This is a genomic window from Pedobacter hartonius (genome assembly GCF_900107535.1).
GTDB classification, from domain to species: domain Bacteria; phylum Bacteroidota; class Bacteroidia; order Sphingobacteriales; family Sphingobacteriaceae; genus Pedobacter; species Pedobacter hartonius.
This window is the reverse complement of the sequence record NZ_FNRA01000015.1, coordinates 27,511-41,701: the sequence shown is the minus strand read 5'-3', so window position 1 is coordinate 41,701 and position 14,191 is coordinate 27,511. Positions and strand designations below refer to the sequence as shown.

10 protein-coding genes are annotated in these 14,191 nt (G+C 45.8%); 3 read left to right on the top strand and 7 right to left on the bottom strand.

Annotation, left to right across the window (positions count from 1 at the left end; translation table 11 throughout):
- Positions 1–12: 12 nt before the first annotated feature.
- Both BLW16_RS20680 and BLW16_RS20675 read right to left on the bottom strand, forming a co-directional pair.
- Positions 13–2,778 (bottom strand): TonB-dependent receptor, encoded by a 2,766-nt coding sequence (locus BLW16_RS20680; RefSeq protein ID WP_090559786.1) that lies wholly within the window; start codon positions 2,776–2,778, stop codon positions 13–15.
- A 248-nt stretch (positions 2,779–3,026) separates the two neighbouring features.
- Positions 3,027–4,622: a tetratricopeptide repeat protein gene (locus BLW16_RS20675; protein ID WP_090559785.1), complete on the bottom strand. Its 1,596-nt coding sequence runs from the start codon at positions 4,620–4,622 to the stop codon at positions 3,027–3,029.
- Between the two features lie 221 nt (positions 4,623–4,843).
- On the opposite strand from BLW16_RS20675, the gene BLW16_RS20670 reads away from it, so the two are divergent.
- On the top strand, positions 4,844–5,050 hold the full coding sequence (locus tag BLW16_RS20670) for a DUF3606 domain-containing protein (RefSeq protein ID WP_090559784.1): 207 nt from the start codon (positions 4,844–4,846) through the stop codon (positions 5,048–5,050).
- Positions 5,051–5,109: 59 nt separating this feature from the next.
- Here BLW16_RS20670 and cls read toward each other — a convergent pair whose 3' ends face one another.
- Positions 5,110–6,570 carry a cardiolipin synthase gene (gene cls, locus BLW16_RS20665; protein WP_175470670.1) on the bottom strand — a complete coding sequence of 487 codons (1,461 nt, stop codon included), beginning with the start codon at positions 6,568–6,570 and terminating at the stop codon, positions 5,110–5,112.
- A gap of 180 nt (positions 6,571–6,750) precedes the next feature.
- Between cls and BLW16_RS20660 the strand changes: the two genes are divergently transcribed.
- Positions 6,751–7,116, top strand: coding sequence for a response regulator (locus tag BLW16_RS20660; protein WP_090559783.1), 366 nt, complete (start codon positions 6,751–6,753; stop codon positions 7,114–7,116).
- A gap of 198 nt (positions 7,117–7,314) precedes the next feature.
- Here the strand turns inward: BLW16_RS20660 and BLW16_RS20655 are convergent, their stop codons facing one another.
- Together BLW16_RS20655 and BLW16_RS20650 are read right to left on the bottom strand one after the other, a co-directional pair.
- Positions 7,315–8,502, bottom strand: a complete 1,188-nt coding sequence (locus BLW16_RS20655; protein ID WP_090559782.1) for an aspartate aminotransferase family protein — start codon at positions 8,500–8,502, stop codon at positions 7,315–7,317.
- A 127-nt stretch (positions 8,503–8,629) separates the two neighbouring features.
- Entirely contained in the window at positions 8,630–9,940 is a 1,311-nt protein-coding gene (locus BLW16_RS20650) for an NAD(P)/FAD-dependent oxidoreductase (protein ID WP_090559781.1), read from the bottom strand.
- Positions 9,941–10,114: 174 nt separating this feature from the next.
- On the opposite strand from BLW16_RS20650, the gene BLW16_RS20645 reads away from it, so the two are divergent.
- Positions 10,115–10,858 (top strand): DeoR/GlpR family DNA-binding transcription regulator, encoded by a 744-nt coding sequence (locus tag BLW16_RS20645; RefSeq protein WP_090559780.1) that lies wholly within the window; start codon positions 10,115–10,117, stop codon positions 10,856–10,858.
- On the opposite strand, the gene BLW16_RS20640 is transcribed toward BLW16_RS20645, so the two are convergent.
- Both BLW16_RS20640 and BLW16_RS20635 read right to left on the bottom strand, forming a co-directional pair.
- On the bottom strand, positions 10,855–12,624 hold the full coding sequence (locus BLW16_RS20640; RefSeq protein ID WP_090559779.1) for a serine hydrolase domain-containing protein: 1,770 nt from the start codon (positions 12,622–12,624) through the stop codon (positions 10,855–10,857). The genes BLW16_RS20645 and BLW16_RS20640 overlap by 4 nt on opposite strands.
- 261 nt (positions 12,625–12,885) lie before the next feature.
- On the bottom strand, positions 12,886–14,184 hold the full coding sequence (locus BLW16_RS20635) for a RagB/SusD family nutrient uptake outer membrane protein (protein WP_090559778.1): 1,299 nt from the start codon (positions 14,182–14,184) through the stop codon (positions 12,886–12,888).
- Between the last annotated feature and the right edge of the window lie 7 nt (positions 14,185–14,191).

Sequence of the window (14,191 nt, the reverse complement as noted above, 5' to 3'; positions counted from 1 at the left end):
CTTTTGCTTAAATTATAACTTGTACCGTATGCCCAATAAATAGGTCTGTTCGTAAAAATCTTTTCTGATCAGTGTTTCGTTACTGCCAGCCTCTTGCTGAGGCAATCCCGCATTTTCTGTATTTGTTCCCTTGATAAATAATTCTGTAGGTGTATTCAACAAGTTCCCGGCTTTAATAAAAATACTCAGGTTGTTTTTGAATTTTTTCTCTACCGACGCATCCATCTGGATAAATCCTTTCTGCCACAGGTCATTGTCTACAAACTGAGAGATCGTATTGATCCGCTCCCCTGTATAGGATCCTGCGAGTTGTGCATCCCAGCCATGTTTAGTGTCTTTGTACAGCAGGGACAAGTTTCCGATATGCGCAGCCTGCCCGTACAGGGGTCTGGATTGCTGAACAATGATCGTTTGCACATCACCCGAAACCGCATTTCTGATCCGTTGCGTTTTGTCAGTTGTAATTCTCGAATGTGTGTAGGTATAGTTGGCTTTAAACCCGAATTTGTTAAAGAACTTGATATAATCCAGCTCTAACCCGTAATTTTTTGCATTGCCGAAGTTTCCCGGAGAATAGAACTGATCCTGTCCCCTGGTTGGGTCTGCCTGGATGGTATATTCAATAGGATCTTTGATGTTTTTAAAGAAAGCACCAACCAGCAACTGGTCTGAGCTATTCGGAAACAGCTCGTAACGCAGGTCAAAGTTATCGGCTATCGCACGTTTCAGATCCGGGTTTCCGCGTTCCTGGTATTCTTCAGTAACGACTTTGGAAGGCACAATTTCGTAAAAACCAGGACGGTTCAGGGAGCGGAAATAGCTGGCTCTCAGGTTCTGGCTGTGGGTTAACCCGTATTTTAAATTCAGGCTGGGTAACAGATCGGTATATTGCTGGCTGCCAACAGGGTTTGCCTCCCCTGCCGGGAACAGCAGGTCGTAACCCTGGTTGGTATGTTCAACCCTGGCACCGCCGGTCACCTCCAGCTTGTTGACCTTAAAACTAAACATTCCGTAACCTGCAGACGTTTTTTCAGACGCGTTGTAGGTCAGTGAATTGGCCACAGCACCCTGCGGATTCTGGATATCCCATGCGATATCGGCATAGTTTGTAAATGCTACACCGTACAATGAGGCCGGAACCAATGGCTTGAAGTTATAGTTGTTATAAAAACTGCTTCTCTGTTTATCCCTGTACAGGCCACCACCGGTAAAATCAACCTTGATACCTGCAATATCAGCGGTATAGGTAATATCCAGGTAACCTGCTTTATCTTCATCCGTGTTACGCGACCACCTGTGGGTCAGTGATGAAGCTGTAGTTCTGGTTTCATTAAAATTGGTACGGAGGCCGTTCAGTGAAACCGAAGTTTCATCAGGAACATCATTTTTTGCGGTTGAATAGACGGCCGACCAGTCCACTTTCAGTCTGCCCGGGATGATGATGTGATCCCCATGCAAAGTACTGTTGTAGATCTGCTGCTCGGTTAATCTTGAACGGGTATTGTAAGTGATCTGCGCATTACCTGCTGCAGGGTTATAATCTGCATTGGAGAAATTTGTGGTCAGCACGTCACGTGTCTGGATATTGGTCAGGTTCACGTATGAATTTACCCAGGAGAACTTATTGTTTTCATTGAGTGTATAGTCAACCTTTCCGTGCAGTCCGTAACGTTTCTGCTGCTCACTGTATTGCCGGTAGTCCATGGAAGTGATCCTGGAGATCCTGTCATCATCTACCACAGAAGAATTAAAGAAGGTACTATTTGTTCCCCTGTATGTATTCTGGTAGCTTCCGGCAACGATCACCCCGAGTTTGTTATTCAGGAAACGCTGACCAATGGAGAGGCCGCCGACAACGTTAGGTGCAGGCTGTTTCTCTTTATAATCAACCGTTGCGGTAGAAAAGTCTGAAGGTTTTGCATTATAGCTCCTGCCATTGATCTCATAGGGAGATTTATAATTTACTGAACCTGCGTCAAAACCCAGGAACTTACGGTCGAAGAACATCTGGCTGTAACCCGAAGCCAGGTTGGCATTGATCTGTAGTTTTGCAGGTGCATTTTTCATCACCATATTCACTACACCACCAACAGCATCACCTTCCATATTTGGCGTCAGTGATTTATAGATCTCCAGCCTTTCCAGCAGCTCAACCGGAAAGATATCCAGCGGTACATACCTGAATTTATTATCCGGACTCGGGATCTTAATGCCGTTTACCAGCGTATAATTGTAACGTTTATCCATTCCCCTCAGGATGGCATACTGTCCATCACCGTTGTTACTTCTTTCTACGGAAACACCCGAAACACGCTGAATGGCATTAGCCACAGTCAGATCGGGAGAGATTTCCATCGCACGGCCTGAAACTACGTTCATCACCTGTATAGATTTCTGCTCCAGTCTCCTGGCTGTGTTTTCCGTTGCGCCGTCATGTTTCGCTGAGATGGAGATCTCACTCAAATCATTTCCGCCCTGTTCTGATAAATAAACGTTAAGCGATGGATTGTCCTCTTTCAGCACCACGATTTGTTTACTAAAAGTCTTGTAACTAATGTAAGATACCCTTAAGGTAGCGGGTCCGGCACTGACCTTTTTGAACTCGAAAGAGCCGTCAAGACCGGTTAGTACAGCTTTATCAGTGTTTTCCAGTCTGACAGAAGCGCCTACCATTGGCTCCCCCGTTTTCTGATCATACACATGCCCTTTAATATTACTGGCCTTAGCTACAGTAATGCTTAAGAATAAGCAGAAAATCGTTTTTAGAATTGGTTTCATTTTTTAATTAGTTTTTGAGCGCTGATTGTTTTTTACAACGCTGCTGCAAATGTGTAGGATCATTTTGCAGCGGTCAAGAAACCGGCGTGTACAAAACGTAAACACCGTTACCACAGCTGTATACAAAGCGCATACAGCGTATACATTTATCCGGTAAAAACCTGTTATACAGTGATTTGCAAATAACATAACCGCCATTATCATTCAGTTAGCGTAACATTAAGAAATTGTTAACCCAGCAAAAGACATCAGATGGTCTGGATAAAGGAGCTGAGGTTGTCCCCTTCGGCGATGTTCAGTTTTTTTCTGAGCCGGTATCTTGAAACCCTCAGGCTATCTTGTGAGATCCCAAATATTGCGGCCATATCCTTCGAGCTCATGTTCATTTTCAGTAAGGCAATCAGGCGGATGTCATTTACTGTCAGGTCTTCGCAATAGGATTTGAGGTTATCAAAAAACGACTGGTGTAATTGTTCGAAGACCATCGTAAAATCTTTCCACTGCTGGTCGTGATTAATGTTCTGGTTAATCTGCCTGACCAGTTGCTGCAGCTGTTTTTTCTGGTCGCGCTTGTCTTCGTTGATCATCTCATCCAGTTTACTGCGCATGCTTTCGAGGAACTGGTTATGCTGGATCACCTGCAGGGTATGGGTGGTGAGCTCCCTGCTCTTCAGTTCCAGCTGTTCCTGCTGTGCGAGATTCAGCTGTTCATTCTTTTCCACGATGGCGATATTCTCCCTGAGTTTAAGACGCTGCCTGGAGATGGTGAGCAGTCCCATGACCACCAGCAGCAGGATCACCACCACAACCGAAACGCTGATGATCATATTTACCTTGTGTGCATTCTCCAATCGCGCGATCTCGTCATTCTTCTTATCCGTATCATAAATGATCTGAAGAAAAGACATCTGACGGTTATTCTGGTCAGAATAAATATTGAGCAGGTATTTTCTGCTCAGCTCCATATAATGATAAGCGCTGTCATTTTTTCCCAGCAGGTTCATGGATTTAGCGATATCCCTGTAGGCTGAAGCCTGCTGATATTCATTTTTGGTTTCGACAGACATTTGCAGTGCTTTTCTGGAATACAGCAGGCCTGCACTGTAATTACCGGTTTTCCGCAGGATATCACCAATGTTATTGATCACTTCTATGCTTGACACCTGGTTGTTCACTGCATTGTATAATACGAGCGATTGATCAAAATAAACCCTGGCAGAGTCATAACGTGCCAGGTCTTCGAAAATACTGCCCAGGTTTTCGTAAATCTTTCCCATACCGCCTTTATGATCTGCAAAGCTGTATGCTGTTAAGGCTTTCCGCTGATAATAAAACGCGCTGTCGTAACGCTGTTGTTTCTCATATAAGTGGCCGATATTCCCGTAGGTCTCGCCTAAGCCGACCTTATCGTTGATTTCCTTATACAAGCGCATCGCCTGGTCGTACTGCCTGCGGGAAGATTTCCTGTCCATATTCTGGTAATAGATAATCCCCAGATCATTATAGTTGTCAGCCAGCAGGCTCTTTTCGTGGAGCTGACCAAAGATCCGGTTAGCCTGCTGATGGTATTCCAATGCCTGGGCATAATGTCCCTGTGAATAACAGATCTCTCCCATTTGCTTCAGGCAGATGCCGATCGCCCGTTTATCGTTTTTAAGCAGGGCATCATGGTGTAACTTCTTCAAAATCAAAAAAGCAGAATCGGGATAACTCTTGCTCAGCTCCAGCGTGTGCTGAAGTGCTGGTGCAGGATCCCCGGCAGCAGATAGCCCGTTCAGGATGCTGCACAGCAAAAAAACCGTGAGGATAGATTTGCCGTAAATTCGATGGTAAACAGATATCATGATAAAATTCGGGCAGAAAATTGATGAGATCTGCCTGCTGCAAAGGACGACTTCCAGTATTAACAATAGGTTAACCCAGTATTGTCTGCGATCACGAAGCGATTTTTTATTTTAACAAAAAAATAATATATTAGGGATAGTAAAACGGAAAACTATCTGTTACATTTAGGCATAAGTATTGTTATAAGATATTCACTAAAACCATTTAATATTTATTGATTATGCTCCGACACAGCTATTACGACAGAGATGAAATGAGATTGAAAGACAGGAAATGGATCAACCTGCAGGAATATTATGATGTAGAATACTGGTCCAAGAAGTTCGGCATAACCCCGGAACTGTTACAGCTGGCGGTAAAGAATTCGGGCACAACTGCTGCTGAAGAAGTTGAGCAGTATATCAGGAACAAATACGTCTTCAAATAATGAATTAAAGCTCAGCAGCATTCTGATGACAGCAGTGCTGCTGAGCATAACTTTCCAGATTACAGTAACGGCGATAATAGCCGGGCTAATTTTTCGGGCAGCTGTTTGTATAAGGGTCTTTTTTCCCATTCTGCAGCATCAATTTTCCTGGACACTTTAAGGTCCTGGTAAAATATCCTTGTCATCTCCTCCGCCGTATCGTTATCATAGATGACGGCATTCACTTCAAAGTTCAGTTCAAAGCTCCTGTTGTCCATATTTGCGGTTCCGATGACGGACAGCTGCTGGTCTGACACCATAGTTTTTGCGTGAATGAATCCTTTCTCGTACTGGTAGATTTCCACTCCTGCAGCCAGCAGTTCACTGTAAAAGGAGCGGGCGGCAGCGGCCACCATCCTTGAATCTGATTTATCCGGCACCAGCAAGACTACCCTTACCCCACTCAGGGCGGCAACAGTCATGGCGTCAAGCAGGCTTTCACCCGGTATAAAGTACGGTGTGGTGATCAGGATCTCCTCTTCGGCCATGCCTATAGCCTGGATCAGTGAAAATAAAATGGTCGGATTATCCGAATCGGGTCCACTCGCAGCAATCTGAACTACTGCATCCCCTCCGTTTTCTTTGGGTTCATAAAAAAATCCGGGTTCAACTTTCAGGGCTTCGTCCGCACAAAAGTTCCAGTCGCATATAAACAGGTATTGCAGGTAGAAAGCCCCGGTACCGGTGATCTTTACATGTGTATCCCTCCAAAACACCTGATCCTTATTTTCCTCCGTGTTGATGTACCTGTCACTTACATTGATGCCGCCGGTAAAACCTATATGGCCGTCAATTACAATGATCTTGCGGTGGTTGCGGTAGTTGATCCGGTTGGCGAGTGCAATGAATAAGATCCTGTAAAAGGGATAGGCCTCCACCCCTGCTTCCCGCAATTCCGTGATCACGTTTTTTCTGATGCTGCGGCTGCCAAAATCGTCATAGATCAATCTCACCCTGACGCCCGACTTCGCCTTTTCAATCAGTATATCTTTGATGGCGTTGCCAATGTGATCATCTTCAAAAATGTAATATTCAATATGAATATGATCCTTCGCTTCCCGCAGGCATCGTAATACTTCAGGGAATTTCTGCTCTCCGTTCAGCAGTACTTGCACTTTATTATTCCCCGTAAGGTAGCTCATGCCATCATTCAGCAGCAGCTGTGCAAGCTTCTGGTATTTAAGGATTTCATCGGGTACGGTATCCCAGATTTTCTTTGATTCCAGATAGACCTGTTCCCTGATCCTCAGCTGCATCTGCTCATCCAGCACGATCTTTTTGCTGTATAATTTGCGCTTGCGGTAGTTTGTACCAATACAGAAATAAATAACAATGCCCAAAATGGGAAGAAAGACCGTGAGCATCAGATATGCCAGCGTTTTCGTTGTTGAGCGGGTATCGTAGATAATGCGCAGGCAGGTAGCGATGATTGCAAGTGTGTAAACTATTTCAAGTATAAGTATCCAGCGTATTTCCTGCATTATGAATTTTAATTGTGGTCAGCGTTGCCGATAAATATAGCACAACTTACACCAGTCTGCAACGGATGGATGATTTTCCTGTTATCTGCTTATGATCAATGCCTTTCAAAATGTTACATTCACAGCGCATTGTATTGGCATAGTATTCGTTGTATAACGATTAGGTAAAAAGAAAGAAGAATGAATAAAAAAATAGTAATTTTTGATGATGATCAGGACATCTTAACGGCGATGGAATCTGTACTTGATTTTGTAGACTGGGACCTGATGACATTTTCGAGCGGGCAGGATGCCATAAAAGTAATCAGCAAAGAAAAGCCTGACCTCATCTTAATGGATGTGCTGCTTGACGGATTTGACGGAAGAGAAATCTGCAGGTCAATCAAAGAAAACACTGAGTTAAAACATATTCCCATCATCCTGATTTCAGGACAGCAGGGAGCTGAAGCGGCTCAGCATCAGGACTTCGGCCCTAATGATTTTCTGCCAAAACCATTTAACATCGGGGATCTGATCGATAAAGTGTATTTCCAGCTGGCCTCTTAATCTACTTTATTTCTCTTCCTAGCCCCTATGGTATGCACGTGGTGATATTGCGCCGTGTATGCTGATCCGTATGCGCTTGCGCGCAGGTCTGAGGTAAGTTCGATATTTCGGCCCTAAACCCGGAGTTAGCACAGACCTGGATCAGATTTATGTCGAACCTGCATACTTCCCTGAAGCCGGAAAGAGTAATTGGATAAGTTAACTCAATGCGTCAAGTGCCTTCAATATGACCGCAGAAGCCTTTTTGATCTCCTCTTCAGTGATGATCAGTGGCGGAGCTATCCTCAGGGCCGTTTCACAGTGCAGGAACCAGTCGATCACCACGCCATCAGCAGCACAAAGTTTGCTGACCCTCTCTACCTGCTCAAAACTGTCCAGCTGTATACACATCATCAGTCCGATTCCCCTGACCTCCCTGATCAGCGGATGAACAAGCAGTGACCTGAACAGGCTGCCTTTTGCATCCACATCTTTTACCAGTTCTTCTTCCAAAATCACATTCAGGCTCGCCAGTCCTGCCACACTGGACACCGGGTGCCCGCCAAAAGTAGTGATATGGCCGAGAATGGGATTTTCCTTCAGGACACCCATCACCTCTCTGTTGGCGATGAAAGCGCCGATTGGCATTCCCCCGCCCAATGCTTTTGCAAGGAGCAGTATATCCGGTACTATTCCATAATGTTCAAATGCAAATAATTTACCTGTACGGCCGAAAGCCGCCTGTATTTCATCAAGAATAAGCAAGGTGCCCGTTGCTGTGCAGCGTGCCCTCAGTTTCTCCATATATTCAGCAGAAGCTACCCTGATCCCTGCCTCCCCCTGAACAGTTTCCATAATCACACAAGCAGTGCTGGTGCTGATCAGCGAAAGGTCGTCTTCCTTTCCGAAAGTCATAAAGCTGACATCAGGAAGCAGCGGACGGTACTTCTGTTTAAAATATTCGTTGCCCATTACGCTCAGCGCACCATGGGTACTGCCGTGATAGGCATGGTGACAGGAGATGATACCTGATCTTCCGGTATAACGTTTTGCCAGTTTCAGCGCCCCTTCGGTAGCTTCGGTTCCTGAATTCACAAAATATACGTTGTTCAGCTGTTCAGGAAGTACGCTGATCAGTTTTTGGGCGAAAAGTACCATGGGCGACTGTACAAATTCTCCGTAAACAGTAAGGTGGAGATATTTATCCAGCTGTGCCCTGATCGCTTCCAGTACTTTGGGGTGCCTGTGGCCGATGTTGCTTACTGCAAAACCCGATACCAGGTCCATATAGGCCTTGCCACTTTTATCATACAAATACATACCCGCGGCACGTTCTACTTCCAGCATATTCGGACTGGTAGAAGTCTGGGCATTGTTAAGCAGAAAAAGTTCTTTGTGGCTGATCATAGTAATAGTGATTTGGCCACAAAACTATTTATAATTTAAGCAAAAATCACCTGTTAAACGTCAATTTAATGTACCTCTTTGTAAATATTAACGTAGCACACTGTAAAATACCGGTCTGCAAAGGCGTTTATCCAGCACTGTTTTTCTCTTCCGGCACCGGCTCATCGTCAACACTGGGGATATCCACAGGCCTGATGATCATCCGTAAACTCTGGTCTTTTGAGAAATAGGCCACCGTCCAGTGATAAAGCGTATTGATCCTGTTCCTGTAGGAGATCAGCGATAAGAGGTGGATAAATAACCAGGCACACCAGGCGATAAAACCACGCAGGTGTAACTTTGGTTTCGGGAGATCCACCACGGCCTTATTGCTGCCTATAATGGCCATACTTCCCCTGTCGCTATACACAAAAGAACGGAGGGCTTTGTTTTCAGCCAGGCGTTTAAAGTTAGCAGCCAGGCTTACTCCCTGCTGGATAGCAACCTGTGCCACCTGCGGATGTCCTTCAGGATAAGCAGGATCGCCGGACTGGATACAGGTATCTCCAATGGCATAGATATCAGGAAGGCCTTCTATCTGGTGAAAGGCATCCACCATTAACCTTTTTCCGCGGCCATAACTGGTCGGGGGTATTCCATCGAAACGCATTGCACTTACGCCGGCCGCCCAGATCAGGTTTTTGGTGGCTATCTGTGTACCATCAGAAAAGATCACCTGATCGTTTGCAAAATCACTTACGTGACTGTTTAGTATCACTTTAACCCCCAGTTTGGTAAGTGATTCTAAAGTATGGTCCTGGGATTTCCTGCTCATCGGCTTGAGTAAGGCAGCACCACCATCCACCAGATAGATCTGTGCTCCCGTATTTTTCAGCTCTGGATAATCCTTGTGCATAATCCTGTGCCGCATTTCGGCGAACATGCCGGAGATCTCCACGCCCGTAGGCCCGCCACCGGCAACAACGATCGTCAGCATTTTCCTCACCTCCTCTTTGTCTGTGGAGATGGTCGCTTCTTCAAAATGTGTGAGCAGCCTGTTGCGCATCTGGATAGCATCACTCAGGGTTTTCATTGGAATGGCATGTTTTCTTACGTTTTCCATCCCAAAGTAATTCGTCTCTGCCCCGGTAGCGAAAACCAGCATATCATAATCCAGCGTTCCATTGTTCAGTATAATCTGTTTTGATTCAGGGATGATCTTTTGTAATTCTCCCAGCCTGAAATGCAGGTTGTCTTTACTTCTGAAGAGTTTGCGTATGGGATAGCTGATACTGGATGGCTCGAGGTAAGCCGTAGCCACCTGATAGATCAGCGGCGGAAAGAAATTATAGTTGTTTTTATCTACAAGCGTAACCTGATAATGTTTATTTTTTCCAAGTTCAAGGGAGAGGTTGATACCGGCAAATCCCCCGCCTATGATCACTATTCTTTTTTGCATAATTCAATATTTATTCGCATCTTCTAAATAAGCATACACTTGTGGTATATGCTTAAGGACAGTTAAATGTAAAGAATGTTTTAAAACCTGAATGTAAAAATGCAAGATGATATTAATGTTATCATTATCAGTTTTTGTTTTCGATATATTTGAGTACATAAATTTTAATGCTGAATGCTAAAGGACGAACGACAAGCCTATATTATCAAACAAATAAACATTCATAATAAGGTGCTTTCGGCTGATCTGAGCAGGCAGCTTGACGTTTCGGAAGATACCATCAGGCGGGACCTGAATGAGATGGCCGAAGCAGGGAAAATACTTAAGGTATATGGCGGGGCCATCTCCAAATCATTCCACTACCCATTTCAGCAAAATGAAGTTTACGCCAGGGAAGGAAAAAAAGAGATTGCCAGGAAGGCACTTAAACTGATACAGAACGGCATGGTGATCCTGACCGGCGGCGGCACGACGATGATCGAGATGGCCAGGATGGTTCCCGAAAACCTGAGCTGTACGCTGTTCACCGTAAGCCCCCTGCTGGCACTCGAACTTACCGAACATTCCAATCTTGAAGTACACCTTATTGGCGGGCAACTGGCTAAGAATTCACAGATCTGCGTGGGTGCGCAGGTGATCAATCAATTATCGGACATCAAGGCCGATCTTTGTTTCATGGGAACCAATGGCATCTCCCTTCAGGATGGCATCACAGACTCCGACTGGGAGGTGATCCAGATCAAAAAGGCAATGATCAATTGTGCCGAAAAAACCGCAGTCATGAGCATTGCCGAAAAAATAAATTCCATTCATAAGATGAAGGTCTGCAACCTGAATGCGATCAACTACGTGATCACAGACCTGGAGCCAAAACACCCTCATCTAAGTCAATATGCCAAAGCGGTTACCCTGCTTTAACGTTTTCCTTTTTGTATGGCACGGTAAATGATATCCTGCACCCTGCCCCTGATGCTGAGCGTGAGCAATGCGTTCTTTTTCGCATCAGGATAAACCCTGTTGGATAAAAAAATATACACCAGATTACAGGAGGGATCTACCCAAACACATGTACCGGTATAACCAGTGTGGCCAAATACCTGTGACGTAGCTAAAAAAGAAGGATAACCTTTAGCCTGATCGGGGTCCTTGCGGTCAAACCCATACCCCCTGCGACTCACTTTTGATTGTCCCGATGTAAACTCAGTCACCGTAGCAGGCTTGTAATATTGCTTACCGCCATAACTGCCTTTATTGAGCAGCATCTGGTACAGTATAGCCATATCATTGGCTGAAGCAAAAAAACCGGCATGGCCGCTTACCCCTCCTGCCATAGCTGCTCCCGGATCATCTACAAAACCCTGCACCAGCATGTCCCTGAACCAGCTGTCATTCTCCGTTGTGGGAACGATCCTGTCTTTTGCAAAACGCTCCCTCGGCAGAAACCCGGCAGTCTGCATACCCAGGGGCTTGTAGAAATTCTGATCTGTATACATATTCAGGGGCGTTGCAGCCACCTTTTCTACAATCTCTTTCATGTAGTACATGCTCAGGTCGCTATAGACAAACTTGCCCCTGGTCAGCGCCTTATCGGCCAGCATCTGCGGCCACATGACCTCCTGGTAGTAGTTTGCCCGGATAAAATAGTTATCTGCCACCTCAGTTGGATATTTATCAGACTTCAGCGTACTCATGTCACCCGGTTTCAGCTGTGTATAAAAAGTGATAAAAGGCGTAAATCCTGCCTGGTGCAGCATCACTTCCTTCACCAGGATATCTTTTTTGTCGGCCATGCTCCTGGTTCTGGCAATATACTTACTGATGGTACTGTCCAGCCCAAGCTTTCCTTCTTCCACCAGCCGCATCACTTCGAGCGTTGTGGCAGAAGTTTTCGTGAGCGAGGCCATATCAAAAATATCGGTGGTACGCATTTCCCTGTTACCGGTATACGTATGTTTTCCAAAGGCCTGGTCATAGATCACTTTACCGTCCTTCAATACCATCACCACGCCGCCCGGTGCGGCACTTGCAGCGATTGCCTCTTTCATCACCACCGCAATGCTATCCAGATCGGCCCTGTTCACACCGGCATCTTCCGGTACGGTATATTTCAGGCGGATAGCCGTTTGATCCAGACTGATCCCGCCAAATATCAGCTGCGCCAGCACGGCAGCCCCTTCAGGAGTTCCGTTCTTACACCATACTACCGGTGCATTTAAAGATTTAAAAAAATCCGTATGGTCTTTTTTCCCTGAAACAGCGATCACCACCGTTTTTGTTTTTTCCATTTCCTGCAGAAAACCGAGCAGGCGCTGGTCATATACCGTGGCATCAGAAAGCTGGAAAATTGCCGTGCGGTAAAGTTTAAGATCGTCATTTAAATGCGCATAGCCATTAATATCCGAAGCGGGATAACCGCTCAGCGTATCTACTTTAACATACCTGTTCAGCAGGGAATTGAACACGGCACTGTTGGCCGAGCCCAGATTGATACTTGCGGCAGCGAGTTCTTCCAGGCCAATAATCGGCACCAATCCTTTTTCATTCTGGATAATGACCGAATTTTTCTCTGCATCCTGCTCATTTTTCAGCCAGAGCAGATTATTTTGATGGCTGTTTTGAGCGGATAATGTTCCGGCACTGCCGAAAAGTATCCCTAAAATAAAGCAGGCAGTTCTTTTATTCATCTGGTTGGTATTTGTTTTTAAATATATAAAATGATCATATCATAAATGTATCATCACAGATTCTTTGCATAAGAACAGCCATCATGCTGCAGTAACCTGGAACAGCCATTGTGCTGGTATGCAATCTGACCGGCCATCATGCATTGGATGATCTAAAAAAAATAAGGTATGCTATATCGATGCCTTTCCGGCTGCGCTTCAGCAGCCGGCAGCATCGATATAGCATACCTTATTTTTCAGCGAAGCCAGGGAAAACCTCAACTATATCGCCGGATCAGCCGGAGTATTCGGATTATTCAACCGCTCCTGATCCGGATAAGGATAAAAATTCCGGTTACGTTCCGTAAAATCGGTCAGCGAAAACGGACGGCCAAAACGGCGCGAGTCTTCCCATCTTTGCCCGGTAAGGAACAGCTCTGCACAACGCTGACGGTACACCTCCACCAGCAGGTCTGCCTGTGTAACTGCACCGCTGTATGCCGGCAAACCGGCATTCACACCAAACAGATCTCCCGATGCCTGCGTTCTTACCGCATTGATCTGCGCAAGTGCGTCCGTCAGTGAGCCGCCGGTTCTCAGCATTGCTTCTGCTTTGTCAAGCTTGATCTCATCAGGCAGGTAAACCGGAACGTTTGCTGTTTGTGTAGCGCCAAACCCTGTCAGCGTACGCACCGTTCCCACTATACTCACGTAAAAGTTAAGACGGAGGTCGCCTGCCTCAAAAAGTCCTGCAGGCAGTCCAAAACCTGCCCTTGGAGTATAATACTTCAGGGTATTGATATTGTTCCATATCGGGTTTACACTTTGCGCGTTATACTCATATGCATTTGCCTTTGTCTGGTCTACCAGATTGGCGCTCAGCAATGCCGCGGCATAATTGCCTGCCATCAGGTTATACCTGGCACTAAAGGCGTACAACACGCTTTTGAGGTCAAACCTTGAGCCGGCCACCAGCGTAGTGAATTCCGCAGTTGGAGGTGTGGTATTGGTTCTCGCAATTGCATCATCCAGCAGGCGTATGGCCTCTGCCAATACCTGCGCCCTTGGCACGAACGTCACTTTTTCGGTAGTACTTGTATTGATATTCGCCTGTTCAAAGGAAACGGCCAGGTTACCCAGGGCTATCGCTTTAAAAAGTTCTGCATTGGCGATGATCCCCGAGAGCAGGCCGCCGGTGAGGGTGCTGACTTTAGGTGCATTGTCAATGATATTCTGGCTCATGGTCATCATGCGCTGCATGTTGGACCATAACGTCAGGATATTGCCGTTTGCGGTTGGCAGGGCCGTTCCGCCCGCTTCCAGTTCCAGTACATTGGTAAAGCTGGCTACTCCCTGCAGTTCTCTCGAGGTTACCGCAGGATAAAAATACGCAGCATTGATACCATTGGTGGAATTGAACTGCCTCAGGCCCACACTTAAGCCAATGATTCCTTCTCTTGTTGTCAGCACGTCCGTTTCCGCGGGTGCGTTCAGGTTCACCGTATCCAATTTACAGCTTCCCGCAAAAAGCAGCAGGCTGGCTAAAAGGGTGAATTTTATGGGGTTATATCTTTTGTTCATGTTGTTT

What these genes read in the sequence shown, in the direction of transcription:
- BLW16_RS20680 (WP_090559786.1), bottom strand. Translation starts at nt 2,778, where the DNA reads ATGAAACCAATTCTAAAAACGATTTTCTGCTTATTCTTAAGCATTACT.
- BLW16_RS20675 (WP_090559785.1), bottom strand. Translation starts at nt 4,622, where the DNA reads ATGATATCTGTTTACCATCGAATTTACGGCAAATCTATCCTCACGGTT.
- BLW16_RS20670 (WP_090559784.1), top strand. Translation starts at nt 4,844, where the DNA reads ATGCTCCGACACAGCTATTACGACAGAGATGAAATGAGATTGAAAGAC.
- cls (WP_175470670.1), bottom strand. Translation starts at nt 6,570, where the DNA reads ATGCAGGAAATACGCTGGATACTTATACTTGAAATAGTTTACACACTT.
- BLW16_RS20660 (WP_090559783.1), top strand. Translation starts at nt 6,751, where the DNA reads ATGAATAAAAAAATAGTAATTTTTGATGATGATCAGGACATCTTAACG.
- BLW16_RS20655 (WP_090559782.1), bottom strand. Translation starts at nt 8,502, where the DNA reads ATGATCAGCCACAAAGAACTTTTTCTGCTTAACAATGCCCAGACTTCT.
- BLW16_RS20650 (WP_090559781.1), bottom strand. Translation starts at nt 9,940, where the DNA reads ATGCAAAAAAGAATAGTGATCATAGGCGGGGGATTTGCCGGTATCAAC.
- BLW16_RS20645 (WP_090559780.1), top strand. Translation starts at nt 10,115, where the DNA reads ATGCTAAAGGACGAACGACAAGCCTATATTATCAAACAAATAAACATT.
- BLW16_RS20640 (WP_090559779.1), bottom strand. Translation starts at nt 12,624, where the DNA reads ATGAATAAAAGAACTGCCTGCTTTATTTTAGGGATACTTTTCGGCAGT.
- BLW16_RS20635 (WP_090559778.1), bottom strand. Translation starts at nt 14,184, where the DNA reads ATGAACAAAAGATATAACCCCATAAAATTCACCCTTTTAGCCAGCCTG.